General features: G+C 63.9%; 18 protein-coding genes. 15 read left to right on the top strand and 3 right to left on the bottom strand.

Going from position 1 to position 20,738, the window contains the following annotated elements; all coding sequences use genetic code 11:
* Positions 1-112: 112 nt before the first annotated feature.
* Both AB4Z38_RS14110 and AB4Z38_RS14105 read left to right on the top strand, forming a co-directional pair.
* Positions 113-625: a GNAT family N-acetyltransferase gene (locus AB4Z38_RS14110; RefSeq protein WP_441430297.1), complete on the top strand. Its 513-nt coding sequence runs from the start codon at positions 113-115 to the stop codon at positions 623-625.
* A gap of 57 nt (positions 626-682) precedes the next feature.
* Complete coding sequence (locus tag AB4Z38_RS14105) at positions 683-1,075, top strand: RidA family protein (protein WP_441430296.1); 393 nt, start codon at positions 683-685, stop codon at positions 1,073-1,075.
* 59 nt (positions 1,076-1,134) lie between these two features.
* Here the strand turns inward: AB4Z38_RS14105 and AB4Z38_RS14100 are convergent, their stop codons facing one another.
* Positions 1,135-1,809 (bottom strand): response regulator, encoded by a 675-nt coding sequence (locus AB4Z38_RS14100; protein ID WP_441430295.1) that lies wholly within the window; start codon positions 1,807-1,809, stop codon positions 1,135-1,137.
* Positions 1,806-3,611, bottom strand: coding sequence for an ATP-binding protein (locus AB4Z38_RS14095; protein WP_441430294.1), 1,806 nt, complete (start codon positions 3,609-3,611; stop codon positions 1,806-1,808). The genes AB4Z38_RS14100 and AB4Z38_RS14095 overlap by 4 nt, the downstream gene beginning before the upstream one ends.
* Positions 3,612-3,837: 226 nt before the next feature.
* On the opposite strand from AB4Z38_RS14095, the gene AB4Z38_RS14090 reads away from it, so the two are divergent.
* The 11 genes from AB4Z38_RS14090 to AB4Z38_RS14040 all read left to right on the top strand — a co-directional run bounded on the left by AB4Z38_RS14090 (position 3,838) and on the right by AB4Z38_RS14040 (position 17,299).
* The gene (locus AB4Z38_RS14090) at positions 3,838-5,310 is read left to right on the top strand and encodes a CitMHS family transporter (RefSeq protein WP_441430293.1); all 1,473 of its coding nucleotides are present in this window, start codon (positions 3,838-3,840) and stop codon (positions 5,308-5,310) included.
* 146 nt (positions 5,311-5,456) lie between these two features.
* Positions 5,457-5,753: an Asp-tRNA(Asn)/Glu-tRNA(Gln) amidotransferase subunit GatC gene (gene gatC / locus AB4Z38_RS14085; protein ID WP_078105822.1), complete on the top strand. Its 297-nt coding sequence runs from the start codon at positions 5,457-5,459 to the stop codon at positions 5,751-5,753.
* A gap of 4 nt (positions 5,754-5,757) precedes the next feature.
* Positions 5,758-7,323, top strand: a complete 1,566-nt coding sequence (gene gatA / locus AB4Z38_RS14080; protein WP_441430292.1) for an Asp-tRNA(Asn)/Glu-tRNA(Gln) amidotransferase subunit GatA — start codon at positions 5,758-5,760, stop codon at positions 7,321-7,323.
* Positions 7,323-8,831, top strand: a complete 1,509-nt coding sequence (gatB, locus tag AB4Z38_RS14075) for an Asp-tRNA(Asn)/Glu-tRNA(Gln) amidotransferase subunit GatB (protein WP_441430291.1) — start codon at positions 7,323-7,325, stop codon at positions 8,829-8,831. The genes gatA and gatB overlap by 1 nt, the downstream gene beginning before the upstream one ends.
* Positions 8,832-9,031: 200 nt before the next feature.
* A complete protein-coding gene (locus AB4Z38_RS14070; RefSeq protein WP_441430290.1) occupies positions 9,032-9,649 on the top strand; it encodes a DUF5666 domain-containing protein in 618 nt (205 codons plus the stop codon).
* 161 nt (positions 9,650-9,810) lie between these two features.
* Positions 9,811-10,815: a LacI family DNA-binding transcriptional regulator gene (locus AB4Z38_RS14065; RefSeq protein WP_441430289.1), complete on the top strand. Its 1,005-nt coding sequence runs from the start codon at positions 9,811-9,813 to the stop codon at positions 10,813-10,815.
* A 263-nt stretch (positions 10,816-11,078) separates the two neighbouring features.
* The gene (locus AB4Z38_RS14060) at positions 11,079-12,401 is read left to right on the top strand and encodes an extracellular solute-binding protein (RefSeq protein WP_441430288.1); all 1,323 of its coding nucleotides are present in this window, start codon (positions 11,079-11,081) and stop codon (positions 12,399-12,401) included.
* A complete protein-coding gene (locus AB4Z38_RS14055; protein WP_441430287.1) occupies positions 12,398-13,348 on the top strand; it encodes a carbohydrate ABC transporter permease in 951 nt (316 codons plus the stop codon). The genes AB4Z38_RS14060 and AB4Z38_RS14055 overlap by 4 nt, the downstream gene beginning before the upstream one ends.
* The gene (locus tag AB4Z38_RS14050) at positions 13,341-14,333 is read left to right on the top strand and encodes a carbohydrate ABC transporter permease (RefSeq protein WP_441430286.1); all 993 of its coding nucleotides are present in this window, start codon (positions 13,341-13,343) and stop codon (positions 14,331-14,333) included. Before AB4Z38_RS14055 ends, AB4Z38_RS14050 begins: the two co-directional genes overlap by 8 nt.
* A 49-nt stretch (positions 14,334-14,382) precedes the next feature.
* On the top strand, positions 14,383-16,095 hold the full coding sequence (locus AB4Z38_RS14045; RefSeq protein ID WP_441430285.1) for a glycoside hydrolase domain-containing protein: 1,713 nt from the start codon (positions 14,383-14,385) through the stop codon (positions 16,093-16,095).
* 19 nt (positions 16,096-16,114) lie between these two features.
* A complete protein-coding gene (locus AB4Z38_RS14040) occupies positions 16,115-17,299 on the top strand; it encodes a Gfo/Idh/MocA family protein (protein ID WP_441430284.1) in 1,185 nt (394 codons plus the stop codon).
* A gap of 67 nt (positions 17,300-17,366) precedes the next feature.
* Here AB4Z38_RS14040 and AB4Z38_RS14035 read toward each other — a convergent pair whose 3' ends face one another.
* Positions 17,367-18,308 (bottom strand): LysR family transcriptional regulator, encoded by a 942-nt coding sequence (locus tag AB4Z38_RS14035; RefSeq protein ID WP_441430283.1) that lies wholly within the window; start codon positions 18,306-18,308, stop codon positions 17,367-17,369.
* Positions 18,309-18,423: 115 nt separating this feature from the next.
* On the opposite strand from AB4Z38_RS14035, the gene tdh reads away from it, so the two are divergent.
* Together tdh and AB4Z38_RS14025 are read left to right on the top strand one after the other, a co-directional pair.
* Positions 18,424-19,470, top strand: coding sequence for an L-threonine 3-dehydrogenase (gene tdh / locus AB4Z38_RS14030; RefSeq protein ID WP_441430282.1), 1,047 nt, complete (start codon positions 18,424-18,426; stop codon positions 19,468-19,470).
* A gap of 58 nt (positions 19,471-19,528) precedes the next feature.
* The gene (locus AB4Z38_RS14025; RefSeq protein WP_441430281.1) at positions 19,529-20,737 is read left to right on the top strand and encodes a glycine C-acetyltransferase; all 1,209 of its coding nucleotides are present in this window, start codon (positions 19,529-19,531) and stop codon (positions 20,735-20,737) included.
* Position 20,738: the final 1 nt, after the last annotated feature.

Raw genomic sequence — 20,738 nt, 5'->3', positions numbered from 1 at the left:
GCGGACGCTCGCTCACTGATATCTGAGCGGGCGTGCGGTCAATGGTGATAGTTCGGTCACGGAAACGGCGCTTTGGCACCTCGGCCCCCATGGACGCGACTACCATGGATCAGTGCATTCGCAGATTACCGTCCGTCCCGCCCTGCCCGAAGACTACGACGCCGTAGCCCGTATCACGATGGCGTCTTACGTGACCGCGGGCTACTACGGCAGCCCGGACCACCCGTACCTGGAGAAGCTGCGCGATGTGGCCGGCCGCGCCCGGTACGCCGACGTTTTCGTCGCCGAGCGCGATGGCCGGGTCATCGGCTCCGTCACGTCAGCCAAGTCCGGAGGCGACTTTTCGGACATTGGCCTTCCGGACGAACTCGAAATGCGCACCTTGGTAGTTGATCCGGACGTGCAGCGCTCGGGCGCGGGACGAGCCCTCGTTCAGGCGGTCGTCGACCAGGCCCGCTCCATGGATGGCATCAACGCCGTTTCCCTCACCACCGGCGCCACGTGGCAAAGCGCCAATGCCCTCTACGCCAAGACCGGATTCGAGAGGGAGCCCGAGCGTGATTGGTTCGTACCCGGGACCGACATAAAGCTGTTCGTTTACCGGCAGGATGTCCGCCAGCCATAAAGTTTCCTCGTAAACCCCGGTCATCGGGCCGGGTGCGGAAACTGAGAAAGGCGCGGCATGCGCAAGACATTCGGCACGGGCTCGGTCTGGGAACAGACCCTTGGATACTCCCGTGCGGTCCAGGTGGACAACACACTCTTCATTTCGGCCACAGCGGCGTCCGGAACCGTTGATGGCAAGAACGCGATAGTCGGCGACGACTTCTACTCGCAGACCAAGTACATCCTCGAAAAGCTGGGTGCGGTCTTGGCCGACGCCGGGTTCGCTTACGAGGACGTCGTGCAGTCCAAGCTCTACCTGACCGACATCAGCAAGTGGGAAGACGCCGGCCGCGCGCACGGCGAAGTCTTCGGCGAGATCCGTCCCACCCTTTCCCTGGTCCACGTCCTGCCGTTCCTCGACCCGGAAATGCTGGTCGAAATCGAACTGGTAGCCCAGAAGAGCGCCTAAGAACGATCAAGGGTTGGGCGCGAGCTGGCAGTAGATGCCCTCAAAAACGGCGGGAAGGGTCATTTGCTGCCAGTTTGCGCGGGGACACCGTAGCGATGTTCCGGGCGGCCCGTGGTGCCGTAACGAAGTTGGATCTCGACGGCGCCATCATCGGCGAGCGAGGACAGGTACCGTTGCGCCGTGGCGCGCGAGACGCCCACCCGTTCCGCTACTTCCGTGGCCGAGTATTGTTCCCCCGGTGCCAAGGAGTCCAGCACCGACGCTTCGGTCGCCGAACGCGGCTTTCCCGACGGCGCCACGTCGCCGGCGACGAGCGCCCGTTTGGCCCGTTCGATCGTGTCCTGGTCCACGGCATGCTGCCGGCCGAGGATCCGCCGGTATCTGGCATAGGAACGCAGTTGCTGCGAAAGCGATTCAGCTGTGAACGGTTTCAGTAGATACGCCAAAGCCCCGCGGCGCAGGGCTGTCCTGATGGACACGGCGTCGGACGCTGCAGTCAGCATCATGGCATCGACATCGAGTTGCCCCAGGAGATCCAAACCCGAACCGTCGGGCAGATAAACGTCCAGCAACACGAGGTCCGGCCGAAGGCTATGCACGGACTGCAGCGCCTGCGCCGTGGATCCCACCGGGGCCAAGGCAAGGAAACCGGCCACGGAGTCCACGTAGGCGGCATGGAGCTTGGCGACGTGGAAATCGTCATCCACAATCAACACCCTGAAGTCTTCGCTCACTGGTGTCCTTCCTTGCGTTCGGCTGGTGCGGAGCGTTCGGCTGCTGCGGATGGTTCGGCTGGTGCGGCATCGCCCGGCGTGCCGGTCACTTTCGGCATCGTGGCCATGAAGACGGCGCCTGGACCGCCCGGCGAGCCCGGTTCCAGGACGCGCACGTCGCCACCGCGACGGCGGGCGAGTTGCCGGACCAGCGCGAGGCCGAGTCCCTGCCCGCCTGCCCTGGCGATCCCGACCTCGGCGGGCTCCGCCGTCGTGAATCCTTCCACGAAAACCACTTCGGGCTCGATGCCGCCGAGGCCGTCGCCGGAGTCCGCGACGACGATGTGCAGCGTGCCGCCGTCGGGCCCCGGTTCGTCGAGCAGCTCAAGCTCCACCCAGCGTTGCGTCGAAGAGCCGGCGACGGCAGCGTTGACGGCGTTGTCGATCAGGTTGCCGAGCACTGTGGTGACGTCCTGCGGCTCGGTGACGTGCTCCCGCACCAGCGTCTCCGGGCCGATCCGCAGCGCCACCCCTCGCTCGTCCGCTTCAACGCTCTTCGCACCGACGAACGCCTGCAGATAAGGATCCTGGAGGAGCTCGGCTTGCTGCACGGGAAACTTCAGCGGCCCGGTGGCGGAGATCCTGGCGAGATAGTCCTTGGCCTGGCCATGTTGGCCGATGCTCATGAACCCGGCGATCGTATGGAGCTGGTTCGCGAATTCGTGGCGCTGGGCCCGGAGCGCGGCGGACATGGTGCCCACGGCGTCGAGCTGGCGTGTCAGCTGCTGCAGCTCGGTCCGGTCCCTGAGCATGACCACCCAGCCGAGATCTTCCTTGCGGTGCAGCGCCTTGCGGGCGTTGGCAACCAAGACGCGGCCGCCCGCAACGATTTCCACGGCTTCGGCGTCGTGCGCGGAGGGTTGAGTGAGGGCTTTGAGCTGCGCCGGGACGGCGGCACTCTCCCAGTCGGTGCCGGTCCAATCCGAGCCCGTCCAGTCGGTGCCGGTCGCGGCGGGGGAGCCGGGGGTTCCCGATGCTTCCGGCATGCCCAACAGTCGTCGGGCCGCCGCATTGAATACTGTGATGCGGCCGTCGGCGGAAATGCCGATCACGCCGTCGTCCACGCCCTGAAGCACGGCCACCTGGTCGTGCACGAGGGTGCTGATCTCTTCGGGTTCGAGGCCCAGTGTGAGGCGTTGCAATCGGCGGCGCAGGAGGAATGAGGCCAAAACGCCTGCAATCAGGGAGCCCGCCGCGGTCAGGGCAATCGGGACGATGTCCTCGGCGAGGCTTTGGCCGAGCGACTCCATCGAATAGCCCACGCTGACTTCGCCCACCACCGACGCGGCGGAACCCGGAGCGAAGACCGGAACCTTGGCACCCGCGGATGGTCCCAAGGTCCCCGTGTTCCGGGTGGTGACTTCCTTTCCGGACAGGGCGTCCGAGGGGTCAGTGCTGACCCGTTCGCCGAGCCGGACCAAGTCCGGGTGAGCCAGCCGCAAGCCGGTCTCGTCCGTAACCACCACGAACAAAGCACCAGTGCGGCCCCGGGCCGCCTCGGCAGCGGCTTGGATCGGCCCGGCCGCTAGAACGGTAGCGGGCGGGGTTCCGGGCTCCTTGCTGATGGCTTCGACCTGGGCACGGATCACCGGATCCGAGGCCACGGTGCGCGCCAAAGTCAACGCCTGGTTTTCCGCCTCGGCGCCGATCCGCCCATAGACGAGCCACGCATGGACGGTGCCGCTAAGCAGCACGACCAAGAGAACGACCCCCAGTTGCAGGAGCAGGGTCTGCGTCGAGAACCGCAGGGCAAGCCTGGGCATCCTGCCTCCTTCCGGCGGGGATTGGCCGGCTGGAGCTGGGCAGCAGCGGCGCTGTACTTGTTCGTCTACCTCTCCATTGAAGCATTGAGCACAATGAGCAAAATGCTCTCAATCAGCAGTATGTCCATCAAATCCCACAAACACCCGGCCGTGAGCGCCGCCACTATACGTTCTGTATCGCGCATCACATCGACGTGATGCCGTTCACTGTAGTAAGGAGCCGGCTGTGCTGGTATTGCTTGGATTCGCAATGATTGCGGTGTTCATGGTCCTGATCATGACAAAGAAGTTGACGCCCGTTCTGGCGCTGATCATCGTTCCTACCATTTTCGGCCTGTTTGCCGGTGCCGGTCTTGGCATCGGAAGCATGGTGATGGACTCGATGAAGTCCATGACGTCCACGGCCGCCCTCCTGATGTTCGCGATCGTGTATTTCGGACTCATGATCGACGTCGGCCTGTTCGACCCACTGGTCAAGTTCATTCTCCGCAAGCTGGGCAACGACCCCGCCAAAGTGGTCCTGGGGACCGCCATCCTCGCTGCCGCTGTTTCGCTCGATGGCGACGGCTCCACGACCTTCATTCTCACCACTGCGGCGATGCTGCCCGTGTACCTCCGTTTGAAGATGAGCCCCGTGGTCCTGACCTGCGTGGCCGGTCTGGCGAACGGCACCATGAACATCCTGCCGTGGGGTGGTCCAACCGCCCGCGCGGCCACCGCCCTCAAGATCGATGTCAACGACGTATTTGTTCCGATGGTGCCGTCCCTCATTGCGGGCCTCGTCGTCGTATTCGTGTTCTCCTGGCTCTTGGGCCTGCAGGAACGCAACCGCCTCCGTGCCACGGCTCCCGAGATCTGGGGCGATGTCGCCGACGCAGGGGACGTGTTCGACGGCGGCACGCACCGCGGCGGTGCTGGCGCCGGATCCTCGGGCCGCGGTTCCGGCCCGGGCCGCACCGCCGCCAGGCCTGGCGCCGGCGGAGGCGCCGGCGTCGGACTCCTGGAAAGCACCGAAACCCTCGTGGACCTCGCCGACTCCGGCTTGACCGCCACCGCACTCGATCCCAACCGCAAGACCCTGCGCCCGAAGCTCTTCTGGTTCAACCTCGGCCTGACCGTCGCTGTCATGGTCATGCTCGTGGCCAACCTCGTGCCGCTGCCGTATGTGTTCATGGTGGGTTCCGCGATTGCCCTCCTGGTGAACTTCCCCAGGGTCAAGGAACAGGGCGCGCAGCTGGTGGCCCATGCGCCGTCCATCGTGGCTGTGGTCAGCATGGTCATGGCGGCGGCTGTCCTGACGGGTGTCCTCAACGGCACCGGCATGGTCAAGGAAATGTCCGCATGGTTGGTCCACATCATCCCCGCCGAGATGGGTCCGTTCATGGCCGTCATCACCGGCCTGCTCAGCATCCCGATGACGTTCTTCATGAGCAACGACGCCTTCTACTTCGGTGTCCTGCCGGTCCTGAGCGAAACCGCCGCGCACTACGGCATCAGCGGAGCGGAAATGGCCCGCGCCTCCATCACCGGCCAGCCCTTCCACCTCCAGAGCCCCTTGGTCCCCGCCATCCTGCTCCTCGTCTCCCTGGCCAAGGTGGAACTGGGAGACCACCACAAGAAGGTCCTGTGGCGCACGGCTGTCATCTCCGTCGTCATGCTCGCAGTAGGCATGCTGACGGGAGCCATCGGCATCGGGTAGCAAACCAGTCACCCGCACCAAGCAACGCGGGGTCACTTACGGCCCATTCCGGACCTCCGGATGGGCCGTAAGTGACCCCGCGTTGTTCGTCGTTTAACCCACGTAGACTAGTCCGGAAAACCATTTGAACTTTGCAGGGGAGATCCATGGCTGCGATCAACCGTGACGACGTCGCGCATCTTGCGCGTCTGGCTCACATTGAAATGAGTGCCGAAGAGCTGGACAGGATGGCCGGCGAGCTTGCCGTCATCGTGGATTCGGTGAAGTCCGTCAGCGAAGCCGCCGGGGACGATGTCCCGGCTACGTCCCACCCGATTCCGTTGAGCAACGTGTTCCGTGAGGACGTCGTGGGCCACACCTTCACGGCCGAGCAGGCGTTGTCCGGGGCTCCGGATTCCTTCGAGGGCCGCTTCAAGGTTCCGGCAATCCTGGATGAGGACTAAGCGAATGACTGAATTGAACAACTCCGAACTCATCCGCCTGTCGGCAGCACAGCTGGCCGCCAAGCTGGCCGCGCGCGAGGTCACGTCCGTCGAGGTCACCCAGGCGTACCTGGACCGCATTGCCCTTGTAGACGGCGGGGCTGATGGCATCCATGCTTTTTTGCACGTCAACACTGAAGAGGCGCTCGCCGTCGCCGCCGAAGTGGACGCGATCCGCGCCGCCGGCGGTGCCGAAGCTGAAGCGCTGCACGAACTCGCCGGCGTACCCATCGCCGTCAAGGACCTCATCGTCACCATTGGCCAGCCCACCACGGCCGGTTCCAAAATCCTCGAGGGCTGGCACAGCCCTTATGACGCCACCGTCATCAAGAAGCTGCGCGCAGCGAAGATGCCCATCCTTGGCAAGACCAACCTGGACGAATTCGCCATGGGGTCCTCCACGGAACACTCGGCTTACGGCCCCACCCGCAACCCGTGGGACCTGGACCGCATTCCGGGCGGCTCCGGCGGTGGCTCCGCGGCCGCCGTCGCAGCTTTCGAAGCTCCGTTGGCCCTCGGCACGGACACCGGCGGATCCATCCGCCAGCCCGGCGCCGTCACCGGCACCGTCGGCATGAAGCCCACGTACGGCGCTGTATCGCGCTACGGTGCCATTGCCATGGCGTCGTCGCTGGACCAGATCGGCCCGGTTTCGCGGACCGTGCTGGACTCGGCCCTGCTGCAGGAAGTCATCGGCGGCCACGACCCCTTCGACTCCACCTCGCTGACGGACCCCTTCGACACCCTCGTTGCCGCAGCCAGGACGGGCAACGTCACGGGCATGAAGATCGGCATCATCAAGGAACTCCACGGCGAGGGTTACCAAGCCGGCGTCGAGAACCGTTTCAACGAGTCCCTTGAGCTGCTCAAGGAGGCCGGCGCGGAAATCGTCGAGGTTTCCTGCCCCAACTTCAAGTACGCGCTGGGCGCCTACTACCTGATCATGCCGTCCGAGGTTTCCAGCAACCTGGCCAAGTTCGACGGCGTGCGCTACGGTCTGCGGGTTCTCCCCGAGAACGGCCCCATGACGATCGAACGCGTCATGGCCGCTACCCGTGCCGCCGGTTTCGGCGATGAGGTCAAGCGTCGCATCATCCTGGGCACCTACGCCCTGAGCGCCGGGTATTACGACGCCTACTACGGTTCGGCGCAGAAGGTCCGGACGCTCATCCAGCGTGACTTCGACGCCGCGTTCGCCCAGGCCGATGTCCTGATTTCGCCGACGGCTCCTACTACCGCCTTCAAGCTGGGGGAGAAGCTGGACGATCCGCTGGCCATGTACCTCAACGACGTCGCCACCATCCCGGCGAACATGGCCGGTATCCCGGGCTTGTCCCTGCCTGGCGGCCTGGCCGACGAAGACGGCCTGCCCGTAGGCATCCAGCTGCTGGCGCCTGCCCGCGAGGACGCCCGACTGTACCGTGTGGGCGCTGTCCTTGAATCCTTGCTCGAAGAGAAGTGGGGTGGCCCCTTGCTGGACCGTGCCCCTGTTCTCGGTTCCAGCTCCACCATCGCCGGAGGTTCCAACTGATGTCTACCGACGCCATCCTCAGCTTCGAAGAGGCCATGGAGAAGTTCGATCCAGTCCTTGGCTTCGAGGTCCACGTGGAGCTCAACACCAAGACCAAGATGTTCTCATCAGCCCCGAACGTCTTCGGCGACGAGCCGAACACCAACGTCAACGAGGTTGACCTGGGCATGCCCGGCGTCCTGCCGGTGGTGAACAAGACGGCAGTGGAGTCCTCCATCAAGATCGGCCTTGCCCTGAACTGCAAGATCGCCGAGTACTGCCGCTTCGCCCGGAAGAATTACTTCTACCCGGACACCCCGAAGAACTTCCAGACGTCCCAGTACGACGAACCCATCGCATACGACGGATACCTGGACATCGAACTCTCGGACGGCACCGTATTCCGCGTCGAGATCGAGCGCGCACACATGGAAGAGGACGCCGGAAAGCTCACCCACATGGGTGGCGCCACGGGCCGCATCCAGGGCGCCGACTACTCGCTGGTGGACTACAACCGTTCCGGTGTGCCGCTCGTGGAAATCGTCACCAAGCCGATCGAGGGCGCGGGCAGCCGGGCACCCGAGCTCGCCAAGGCCTACGTTGCCGCAGTGCGCGAAATCGTCAAGAACCTCGGCGTTTCCGACGCCAAGATGGAGCGCGGCAACGTCCGTTGCGATGCCAACGTCTCCCTGCGTCCGCACGGCCGCGAACGTTTCGGCATCCGTTCCGAGACGAAGAACGTGAACTCGCTTCGCGCCGTCGAGCACGCCGTCCGTTACGAAATCCAGCGCCACGCTGCGGTTTTGGACTCCGGTGAGCCGGTCATCCAGGAAACGCGCCACTGGCACGAAGACACGCGCACGACGACGTCGGGCCGGGCAAAGTCCGACGCCGACGACTACCGCTACTTCCCGGAGCCGGACCTCGTTCCGGTCCTCGCGTCCCGTGAATGGGTTGAAGAACTCCGTGCCACGCTGCCCGAGCCGCCCGCGGCCCGCCGCAAGCGGCTCCAAGCCGACTGGGGCTATTCGGACCTCGAGTTCCGCGACGTCGTGAACGCGGGCGTCATGGACTCCATCGAGGAGACCATCGCCGCCGGTGCCAGCGCCTCCGTGGCCCGCAAATGGTGGATGGGCGAGATCGTCGGACGCGCGAAGACGGCCGACGTCGATCCCTCCGAACTCGGCGTCACGTCGGAAACCATCGTGGAGCTCAACAAGCTCGTCGAGGGCGGCAAGATCAACAACAAGATGGCTTCCCAGGTGCTGGACGGCGTCCTCGCCGGCGAGGGCACCCCGGCGGAGATCGTCGAGACGCGCGGCCTCGCCGTCGTGTCCGACGACGGCCCCCTTCTGGAAGCGATCGACGCCGCACTTGCGGCCCAGCCCGACGTCGCGGAGAAGATCCGCAGCGGCAAGCTGCAGGCTATCGGTGCGATCGTCGGCGGAGTCATGAAGGCCACTCGTGGGCAGGCCGACGCCGGCCGAGTCAAGGAGTTGATCCTGGAGAGGCTCGGCGTCGAGGGCTGATCCCCACCACCACCCTAACCTCGCTTCACCCAACTAGCTCGCAGTTAATGTCGTTATGAGCCGTCAAAACGACAACAACTGCGAGCTAGTTGTGTCTGGATCCACAGCCGTCACACAGCTTCAAGGATCATCATGGAGTCATCAGTTCTTTGCTGACCGCCCCTTACCGGCCCGGGGAGGAGCGGAGGAAGGATTCGGCCATGTCCACCATGACTCCGAGGCTTCGTAAGGCCCTCCTCGCCGGCGGTATCGCCGTCGTCTTGAGCGGCGGTGGTGTGGCCGCCGCCTGGGCTGCCGGCCAGATCATCCCCTCGTACGTGGTGAGCGCGACGCCGACAAGTACCGCATCGCCTGCCACTCCGTCGCCCGGGGCTACTTCGCCGGCGGCCCCTTCGCCCGGCAAGGCCCGGCCGTTCCCCGTACTTCCACGCGGCTTCGCAGGTCCGGGGATCCACGGTGAGTTCACGGTCAAGAACAAGGACGGCACCTACACGACCCTCGTGTCCCAGCGTGGCACCGTGCAGTCCGTCAGCGATTCGAGTATTTTCGTGAAGAGCGATGACGGCTTCACGCAGAGCTACGCGATCACACCGTCTACCACCATCGTGAAACTCCCTGCTGCCGGATCGGGCACGCAAGGCCGCCATCCATCGCCCCAAACCATCAAGGCCACCGACCTGAAGGCGGGCGACACCGTCGCAGTCTCCGGTACGAAGAGCGGCACCACCGTCACGGCCACACGCATTATCGGGGGTACCCTGCCCGCGGCGCCCAATGATGGCGGACGGCGGCTGGGTTACGGGAGCGTCTCCTCCTGATCTTGTTTGATCGCGGACGCCGGGCGACGCGCCGAAGCTTCCAGCGTGTCGACGCCGTTGGACCAGCAAAGAAGGTCAGGACGGCGCCCGCTCGTCTGGCTATGATGCTACTACCGCCGAACCACGCCCGTGGTTCGGCGGCTTAGCCAAGAAGGAGACGAATGCGCCCCACGATCAAGTCCGTGGCGGCGGCAGCCGGGGTTTCGACGGCGACTGTTTCCTACGTGCTTTCAGGCAGAAGCGGAAAAGACGGCAGCAGGAGCGGGTCCGGCGTGGCCCCCGCTACCGTGCTGCGGGTTCAAGAGGCTGCCCTGGCCCTCGGATATCGCCCCAACCAATCGGCCAGGGCGATCCGCACTGGACGAACGAACCTGATCATGTTGTCGCTGACCATGATCTCGGATCCGTGGGCACTGGATGTGAGCCGCGCGGTCGGTGCGGCTGCTGCCCAACGCGGGATTACGCCCATGATCCTGGCCGATACCGACTGGCGGGTCGCCCTGAAACGGCAAAACGCAGACGTGACATTCATCGACGGCGCCGAAGAGCCCGGGGATGTCGAACTGCTGGCGCAGGCGGCGAGATTGCAGCGCTTGGTGGTTTTCAGCGACACCATGGAACCTGAGGGATTCGACGTCGTGCGGCCCTTGGCCGGTTCGTCTTGCGAACAGGCGGTGGATCACCTCACCGGGCGGCACCGCCGGGTAGCTTGCCTGATCTCCTCAAGACATTCGATGAGCACCCTGGACATCCGATTGGGCGCCTACATCCGTGGCCTGGCCAAGGCTGGTTTGGATTACCGGGACGACTACGTCGAGACGTATGACCGCGACGGACTCAGCGCCTTCGATGCGGCGCTGCGGCTCCTGCAGCGGGCGGACCGTCCGACGGCCATCTATGCGACCACCGACTTCGCCGCGATCGCAGCCATCCACGCGGCCCAACGGCTGCAACTCCGCATTCCCGAAGACATCGAAGTCCTCGGTATCGGCAACACCACTGAAGGCGAGCGCATGACGCCGTCGCTGACCACCGTTGGTCCCGAGGGCTTCTTCGATGGCCTGGCCGCATTCCTGCTCGACCGGGCAGAGAATCCCGATGGGCCCGCCAGCATTCTGGAATTCCCCTGGAAGCTCATCGTGAGGGAATCAGCGCCCGCGGTGTGAACCCGCGGCGCCCCTCGGCATGAACCAGCGGCTATCGCGATGGCGTGCCGAATACTTGCCCGATGATCAGGCGACTCGCCTTCATGCACTTTGATGACGTTTTCTACCCGTAAAAGTTAAGGAAAGATCATTCGAAACCTTGCCTTTAAACGATTAACATGATGTGATCAACTGCACAACACCAGTTGGGTTGGCTGTTCGCCGAATGCGGGCCCGCCCCCGAAGGACCGTCGGTCTTCTGACCAAGACATCGGAGAATTCTTATGAACCACAACGTGACCCGCAGGTCATTCCTTTCCTTTGCGGCTGCCGGTGCCGCCGTCGTTTCGCTCGCGGCGTGCGGCGGGAACAGTGCCGCCGGGGGTAGCGCAGCCAAGGCCGCCTACGCTGCTCCCGCCAAGGACCTGAGCGCCGAGCTGAGTTACGCCATCTGGGACGCGGCGCAAAAGCCCGCGATGCAGAAGATCGTGACCGAATTCAACAAGCAATACCCGAACATCAAGGTCACCATCGACGTCACGCCGTCGAAGGGTTCGGCCTACTGGACGAAGATCCAAACCCAGGCAAGCAGCAACACCCTGCCGGACGTTTTCTGGATGAATGGCCCGCACATCAAGCTTTACGCGCAAAACAACCAGCTGATGCCCTTGGACGGCCTGGTGTCCGGCAAAGCGGTGGATACGGCCAATTACCCCAGGGCGTTGGTCGATCTGTACACCGTCAACGGGGCGTTCTATGGGGTCCCCAAGGACTTCGATACGAGCGCGCTCTTCTACAACAAGGCCCTCTTCAAGGAAGCCGGGGTGTCCGAGCCGACATCCAACTGGACGTGGGACGACGTGAAATCCGCTGGCGCCAAGCTGTCCAAGTTCTATCAGGGCAAAGGTATCTACGGGTATGCCGGTGACCTCACAGGTGGCCAGACCAGCTACTACAACACCATGATCGAGGCCGGCGGGACCATCATCTCGACTGATGGCAAGAAATCCGGATACGACTCCGCCGGCTCAATCGCCGGCCTCCAGTTCTGGCGCGACCTGATCGAATCCGGCGTATCTCCCTCGATGCAGCAATTGACGGATACCGCGTCGAGCGACATGTTCACGTCCAGGAAATTGGCTATGACCATGGACGGCTCCTGGACCGTCGGGCCGGCCCAGAAAGCCCTTGGCGACGATCTGGGCATTGCCAGCCTCCCGAAGGGGCCGAAGAGCAACCAGAGCGTGATCCACGGACTTGCCAACGTGATTCCCGCCAATGCGAAGAACCCGGCCGCTGCGCAGGCGTTCGTGGCCTTCCTGGGAACCCGGGATGCTGCCAAGATCCAGGCAGAAACGGGAACCGTCATCCCGGCCTTCAACGGCACGCAGGATGCCTGGGTCAAGTCTGTTCCCTCTGTTGACCTCAACGTCTTCCTTGATCTGGCCAAGGATGCCTCGCCCTACCCTGCGTCGGCAAACACGGCCGCCTGGAACGAGCTCGAGAACACCTTGCTGCCGCAGGCGTTCGCCGGGACCAAGCCGGTTGCCGACGTCGCCAAGGACCTCGCCAGCCAGATGAATGCCGCGCTGGCCAAAGAATCATGAAAGCCCAGACCCTGACGCCGGCCTCCAAAAGCGGCCGGACCGCCCAAACAACGGGGGATCGCCGCGAAGGAAAATCGAAGTCGGATGGCTGGTGGCCGTGGTTGTTCGTGGTGCCTACTGTTGCGGGCATCGGTGTGTTCTACCTTTGGCCGATCGTCCAGACGTTCTACTACAGCTTCACCAAGTGGGGAGTGTTCGGCGGAACAAAGTTCATCGGCCTGGACAACTATGCGCGGATGTTCGCGGATTCCACTATTCCGCAGTCGATCCTCAATACGCTGATCTACACGGTCGTCGTGCTGTTGGGGATTCCCATCGCGGTCGTCCTTGCGTCCTTGATCGAGCGTCCCGGCCTGCGCTTCGCAGCCCTGTACCGGACGCTGTACTTCATTCCCTACATCACGATGCCGGCCGCCGTCGGGATTGTCTGGAGGTTGATCTACAACGGTGACTTCGGACCCATCAACTGGTTCTTGGGCTTGTTCGGGATCCAGGGCCCCTACTGGACGTCCACGCCGGGGTTTGCACTGCTCGCCGTGGCTACCGTAGGGCTTTGGATGTCGCTGGGATTCAACCTCATCATCATCAGCGCGGGACTGCGGGAGATCCCGCGTGAGCTCTTCGAGGCCGCGGAAATGGACGGGGCCAGCCGGGTCCGCCAATTCTTCAGCATTACCGTTCCGTTGTTGACGCCCAGCATCTTCTTCGTCACGATCGTCACCGTGATCAGCGGCTTCCAGCTGTTCGATCTGCTGTACGTGATGATGGGGAAAGCCAACCTGGCGATGCCGCAGACGCAAAGCCTCGTGTACATCTTCTACAACCAGGCCTTCCTTCAGAACGACAAGGGCTATGCGGCAGCCATCGGCATCCTGATCCTGGTCATCATCGCTCTTCTGACTGCTTTCCAATTCCGTATCCAGAAGAGGTGGGTCAACTATGTCTGAATCGATGTTTTCAACAAAGAGCGGCGTCGAATCGCGACGGCGCGGGGCGGCTGCCACGAGGCCATCTCAAGCTGGAGGCAAACCCTCGGGACCCGCAAGCCGCGGCGCCAAGGACCGCGGCGCCAAGGGCCATGGCGTCAAAGGCGCCAAACGCCACGGCGCCAAAGGCGGCAAGCAGGGCTCGAACGTCCTGGCACACTGTGTACTGGCCATCGGCGGGTTGGCCATGATCTCACCACTCCTATACCAGATCGTCATGTCGCTTTCGACGAACGCCGAAGTCCAAAGCACGCCGCCCACCCTGTGGCCCAGCGTTGTCCAATGGCATAATTTCGCGGACGTCTTTACCTCCATGAATTTCGGTTCACAGCTCTGGGTGACGGTAGCAATCACTGTCGTCAGGGTGATCGGCCAGGTGCTCCTCTGCTCGATGGCGGGCTACGCCTTCGCGCGGATGCAGTTCCGGTTCAAAGGGCCGATTCTGGCCATTGTCTTGTCGATCATCATGGTGCCGTCGCAATTGTTCCTGATCCCGCAGTACCAGATCATCCAGAACCTGGGTTGGCTGAACAGCATTGCCGGCATCGTCGCTCCGGGTATCTTCAGCGCCTTCGGCCTGTTCCTGATGCGCCAGTTCTTCATGGGGCTCCCGGACGAACTCGAAGACGCGGCACGGCTAGACGGTGCCAATCCGTTCCAGATCTTCTTCCGGGTCATGCTGCCCCTCGCGGCAAACGGCCTGTGGGCACTGGTCATCATTACCGTGCTGTGGTCCTGGAATGACCTCCTGTGGCCCTTGGTTGTGACGTCGACGGCGAACGCCGCACCGTTGAGTGTCGGGCTTTCGAATCTCCAAGGTGAGCACGCCAACAATTACCCGATACTCATGGCGGCATCGCTGATGGCCATGGCGCCGATCCTGATCATGTTCCTGCTCATGCAGAAGCGTGTCATGGCAGGAATCGGCCGCTCCGGACTCAAGTAGAGCTCAAGTAGAGCTCACGAAGAGACCCACACAGGAAAGGATCGCAGCCTTGACGGGACAGAACCCGGCCCCGGCGGACGGCTGGTCGTTCGTGCTGGTGGACTCCTTGGAAAAGGTCTACCCGGACGCTCCACCACGGCCGTTCGACAGGACCATTCCGATGTCCGTTTTCCCCGGCGAGACCGCCTCGGTCCAGGTGGCCCTCAGGCCGCCCATGAAGCACGACTTTCGGCTGGCGGGGGCGTTGGAAGTTGCAGTCGATGGTCCGGCGGCAGTGTTTGCCTCCATTTCGCAGGTCGAGCTGGTGCCATGTTCCTTGGCGGCATTCCCGCAGCATGATGGCGGCTATGACCGGGACGCTCCCGGTTTGTACCCCGACCTTCTGCGCCCCGCCCCGGATAGGCTGATCAAGCCCCTCTACGGGCAATGGACCGCTGCATGGATCGACCTCCTGGTGCCATCCGCCGAGAACGCCGGCGATCACGAGCTCGGTATCTCGGTGCGGGACGTGGAAGGCAACACGCTCTTCAGCACCAGCATCGACGTCACGGTCCTGGCGGCTCCGGCCCCGGAACTGGAGATCGTGAACGCCCACTGGTTCCACTGCGACGGCTTGGCGAGCCATTACGGCGTCGGCGTGTTCAGCGAGGAGCATTGGTCGATCATCGATGCCTTCATGGGGTCTGCGGCAAGGATGGGCGCGAACTCGCTGCTGACACCCACGTGGACTCCTCCGCTGGACACGGCTGTCGGGGGAACGCGGCTGCCCACCCAGCTGATCGGGATCCGCCAAGATTCCGGCTACCACTTTGATTTCAGCAAGCTGCTGCGCTGGGTGGCCCTTTGTGCCAAACATGGCATCCAGTACTTGGAAATCGCCCACCTGTTTACGCAATGGGGAGCCAAGGCGACGCCGGCGATCTACGTCGAGACCACGCTAGGCCTGGAGCGACGCTTTGGCTGGGACGTGCCGTCGACGTCGCCGTCTTACCGGGAGTTGATGGCCGGGCTACTGCCGGCCCTGCGTTCATTCCTGGCAGAGCATTGGTCCCTTGACCGGGTCATTTTCCACATTTCCGATGAACCGGAGGGGGCCGAAGCCCTGGTGGGGTACCAGCAGGCAAAGGACGTCGTCGCGGATCTCCTGGACGGGATGACGGTGGTTGACGCCCTGAGCGACTTTGAGTTCTACAGCAGCGGGGCAGTACCGAATCCCGTGGTGGCAAGCGATGCCGTGGCACCGTTCCTGGCGGCCGGTGTGAAGGACTTGTGGGTCTATTACTGCGTCGCGCAGGACACCGGCGTTGCCAACCGGTTCATTTCCATGCCTTCAGTGCGAAACAGGGTGTTGGGCCACCAGCTCTTCGCCTTGGCATGTGCGGGCTTCCTGCATTGGGGATTCAACTTCTACAACACAGCCCACTCGCTGGCGCCCGTCGACCCGTTCAAGGACACCTGTGCCGGAGGAGCTTTTCCGGGCGGCGACGCCTTCATGGTCTATCCCGGACCGGACGGGGTGCCGTGGGAATCGATCCGTTACAAGGTGTTCGCGCAGGCCATGTGGGACCACCGGGCACTCTCGCTCCTGGCCAAGCTGGCCGGTCGCGAGGAAGTGCTCGCCCTCATCGATACGGACGGCGCGGGCGGGAGCCTCGCCATGGACAGCTTCAGCTACGACCCCCTTCATTATCGGAGGGTTCGCGAGCTGGTCAACCAAGGAATCGCGCAGCGCGTGGGTCAAACACGCCGGCGCATCAACTGATCTAGTTAGGAAAGTACTTATGGACCTCAAAGTAGGCATCGTCGGATTCGGCTTGCGGTCGTCACTGTGGCGCCACGCGCACAAGCCCGGCCACGGTTCGGAAGTCACCGTCGTGTGCGATCTGGGCGAGCGGGGCCGGGCGGATGCGGCCGAGAAGATCCCGACCGCGGTGATCACCGACGATCTGGACGTCCTGTTGGCCTCTGGCCTGGACGCGGTCCTGGTCCTGACTCCGGACAACCAGCACGCCGCCGTCGCCGTCCGGACGCTCACAACGGGCATCCCGACCTTCTGCGAGAAACCGCTTGACGTCACGCTGGAAGCAGCCGACCACATCCTGCAGACGGCCTTCGACACCGGAACGCGCCTCTACGTGGGCCACAACATGCGGCATATGCCGGTGGTGGTGCAGATGCGCGAAATCATCCAGGCCGGGACCATCGGTGATGTCAAGGCAATCTGGTGCCGGCACTTCGTGGGGAACGGCGGGGACTACTATTTCAAGGATTGGCACGCCCAGCGCGCCAACACCACGGGGCTGCTGCTGCAAAAGGGCGCGCACGATATCGACGTCATCCACTGGCTCGCCGGGGGATACAGCACCAAGGTGCAGGCGGTCGGCGACCTGGCCGTCTACGGGGATGTCGCTTCCCGGCGCGACAACACGGGGCGCCGGATGGGAGATTGGTTCTCCGTGGACAATTGGCCCCCCACCGAACAGACGGACCTCGCCGAGACGATCGACGTCGAGGACATCTCGATGATGAACATGGTCCTGGACAACGGCGTGCTCGCCTCGTACCAGCAGTGCCATTTCACCCCGGACTATTGGCGGAACTACACGGTGATCGGCACCAAGGGCAGGATCGAGAACTTCGGAGACCGGGCCGGCGACCAGATCTACGTGTGGACCACCAGGACCACCTCCGGTTTCGCCGAGCCCGACCAGAAGGTCTTGGTCAGTGACGGAGAAGGCGGCCACGGGGGTGCGGACCCCTTGCTCATAGCTGAGTTCCTGCGCTTCGCCAGGAACGGGGGCGCCACTGCGACTTCGCCGATCGCGGCCCGCGAGGCCGTGGCTGCGGGAGTGCTCGCCACCGAGTCCCTTCGCGGCGACGGTTGCGCCCGCGAAATTCCGGCCTTGCCCGAAGAGCTCGTGGAGTATTTCAATGCAGGCCAGCCGGCCCGGGTCCGGGAACTCTAGCGCCCGCGCCCCCAAGTAGCTCGCATTTGTTGTCGTTTTGGAGCCTCATAACGACATCAAATGTGAGTCAGTTGGGCTGGATGCCGCCGGCGAGTTCGGTCATGACGGTCTGCAGTGCTTCGCAGACCGTCATGACCGATTTCCGTTTCAGGGTTTCCGGCCTCGCCAGGATGTCGATCTTGCGCACGGAATTCACCCCCGCGAGCGGACGCAGCACTACGCCCGCGTCGAGTACCCGCTGGGCCGTGAACCGCGGGAGCAGACCTATCGCGCCACCATCGGCCACGAGCGAGGCCACGGTGGAGTAGTCGTTGATGCGGTGCAGGACATCCGCCGGACGCCCACTGACGGCGACGACGGCGGCCAGCACGTCCGCGGGGGAGTAGCCGGCGCGGCTGGTCACCCAGGGCTGCCCGACGACGTCGGCCGGCCTGAGTTCGCGGCGCGCCGCGAGCGGGTGCCCGGCAGGCAACGCGACGTCGAGCGGTTCGTCGGCGAGCGGAATCACGGCTACTTTGTCGGTGGGCCACCCGGGGCTGTGCTCCATCCGGTGCGCCAGCACGAGGTCATAGCGCGCGGCGAGGCCAGGAAAATCCTCCTGCGCTACGTCTTCGTCGGCGAGTTTCACGCGCGGAACGCTGCCTTCCGGACCCGCGTTGCGCGCGGTGGTCAGCAATGCCGCGAGCGGAGCGAACAAAGCCTGGCCTGCACTGTGGAAGGCGCTCACGGTCACGGTGGAGCCCGGTGAGTCGTGGTACGCGCCGATGGCTGCCCGGGCGTCGGCCATGGCGCTCACGACGGCGGCTCCGGCGTCGGCGAGGACCCGGCCCGCGTCCGTGAGCACCAGGGCGCGGCCTTCCTTGCGGGTCAGCGGCACGTCCACCGACTTCTGCAGGAGTGCGAGCTGTTGGGAGACAGCCGACGGGGTGACCATGAGCGTCTCGGCCACGGCCTTGACACTGCCGAGATCTCCTAGTTCCCTGAGCATTTGGAGCTGATGAACTTCCATTTAGCAAATGCTAAATCGTTGATTGAGAAAAACCTAGTTGTGCTAAACCGTCCGTGGGGCTTCAATGAAGTGAAACGGCACACAAACGGCCCAGTCCCTTGAGTTAGGAAGACCCATGAAGGCTCTCTACAAGTCCGGTCCCCACGCCGGTTTTGAACTCGTCGAACGCCCCGAGCCGGAGGCAGGTCCCAGCGATGTCAAGATCCGCGTCATGACCACCGGCATCTGCGGAACGGACCTGCACATCCAGTCCTGGGACGCTTGGGCGCAGGGCATCATCGAGACTCCGTTGATCGCGGGACACGAGTTCTACGGCGAAGTGGTCTCCGTGGGCGAGGACGTCCGCGACGTCAAGGTCGGCGACCGTGTCTCCGGGGAAGGCCACGTGGTCTGCGGCATCTGCCGAAATTGCCGTGCAGGCCGCCGGCAGATGTGCATCCACACGGTGTCGGTGGGCGTGCAGCGCGACGGTGCTTTTGCCGAATACGTCGTCATCCCGGAGACAAACGTCTGGGTCCACCAGGATCCCTCCATCACTCCCGAGCTCGGCGCAATCTTCGACCCCTTCGGCAACGCCGTCCACACCGCACTGAGCTTCCCCTTGGTCGGCGAGGACGTACTCATCACCGGTGCCGGGCCCATCGGACTCATGGCAATCGCCGTCGCGCGCCACGCCGGTGCCCGCAAGATTGCCATCACGGACGTCTCCGCTCCCCGCCTCGAACTCGCCCGGAAGATGGGCGTGGACCTCGCCGTCGACGTGTCGAAGATGCGCGTCAAGGATGCCCAGCTCGAGCTCGGCATGCGCGAAGGATTCGACATTGGCCTGGAAATGTCCGGGCATCCCACGGCCCTGCCTGAGATGATCGACAACATGAACCACGGCGGACGCATCGCCATGCTTGGCTTGCCCAGCCAGTCCATCGACATTGACTGGGGCAAAGTGGTCACCCACATGCTGACCCTCAAGGGCATCTACGGCCGCGAAATGTACGAAACCTGGTACGCGATGAGCGCCATGCTGTCCTCCAACCCCGTACTTCACAGCCACATATCCGCCGTCGTCACGGACAAGCTGTCCGCCACCGACTGGGAAAAGGGCTTCGAAATCGCCCGCGCCGGCACGGGCGGCAAGGTTGTCCTCGACTGGACCGAAATCTAGTCGCCGTAGAGTCCTCGCCAAGACCCCAGTACCCAAGACCCCAGTACCAGGAGCCACCATGTACTCAAGCATCAAGGACCAGCTGCAGGGCGAACTTGAAGAGATCCGCACTGCGGGCCTCTTCAAGACCGAACGCCACATTGACTCGCCGCAGGCCAGCCACATCTCGGCGGGCCAGCTCGGCCAGCCGGCGAACACCGTCCTGAATTTCTGCGCCAACAACTACCTGGGCCTCGCAGACCACCCGGACATCATCGCGGCAGCCAAGTCCGCCATGGACGAGCGCGGCTTCGGCATGGCATCCGTCCGATTCATCTGCGGCACCCAGGACCTGCACCTTGAGCTCGAGGCCCGGGTCTCACAGTTCCTCGGAACCGAAGACACCATCCTGTTCTCCAGCTGCTTCGATGCCAACGGAGGCGTCTTCGAGTCCCTGTTCGGGGCCGAGGACGCCATCATCTCCGATTCCCTCAACCACGCCTCCATCATCGACGGCATCCGGCTCAGCAAGGCCAAGCGCTTCCGCTACGCCAACCAGGACATGGCTGACCTCGAAACCAAGCTGATCGAGGCGTCAACCGGCGAGGCGCCGGCCCGGCGCAAGATCATTGTGACCGACGGCGTCTTCTCCATGGACGGCTACCTCGCTCCGCTCGAGGCCATCTGCGATCTCGCGGAAAAGCACGACGCGCTGGTCATGGTGGACGATTCCCACGCCGTCGGCTTCATGGGAGCCACCGGTGCCGGAACCCCGGAACACGCGGGTGTTTCCAACAGGATCGACATCTACACCGGCACGTTCGGCAAGGCCCTGGGAGGCGCCTCCGGCGGCTACGTCTCCGGCCGCAGCGAAATCATCGCCATGCTGCGCCAGAAGGCCCGCCCGTACCTGTTCTCCAACTCCTTGGCTCCGGCAATCGTTGCAGCCACCATCAAGGCCATTGAGCTGGTCCAGGGTTCGGGCGAGCTCCGCTCCAGGCTCTTCGAGAATGCTGCCTTGTTCCGCCGCCGCATGAGCGAGGAAGGCTTCGAGCTGCTCGACGGCGAGCACGCTATCATTCCGGTGATGTTCGGCGACGCCGTGGCGGCCGCGAAGGTTGCCGACGAGATGCTCCACCACGGAGTGTTCGTCACGGCGTTCAGCTACCCCGTAGTACCCAAGGGGGCTGCCCGGATCCGCGTGCAGCTCTCGGCGGCACACAGCGCCGACGATGTAGAGGCGTGTGTCCAGGCGTTCGTGAAGAGCCGCGCAGCCGCGGGGCTCTGAG

This window comes from Arthrobacter sp. 2RAF6, from assembly GCF_052115205.1.
In the GTDB taxonomy this organism is placed as follows: domain Bacteria; phylum Actinomycetota; class Actinomycetes; order Actinomycetales; family Micrococcaceae; genus Arthrobacter.
Note: the sequence above shows the minus strand (reverse complement) of the source record. Positions and strands in the feature narration are given on the sequence as shown.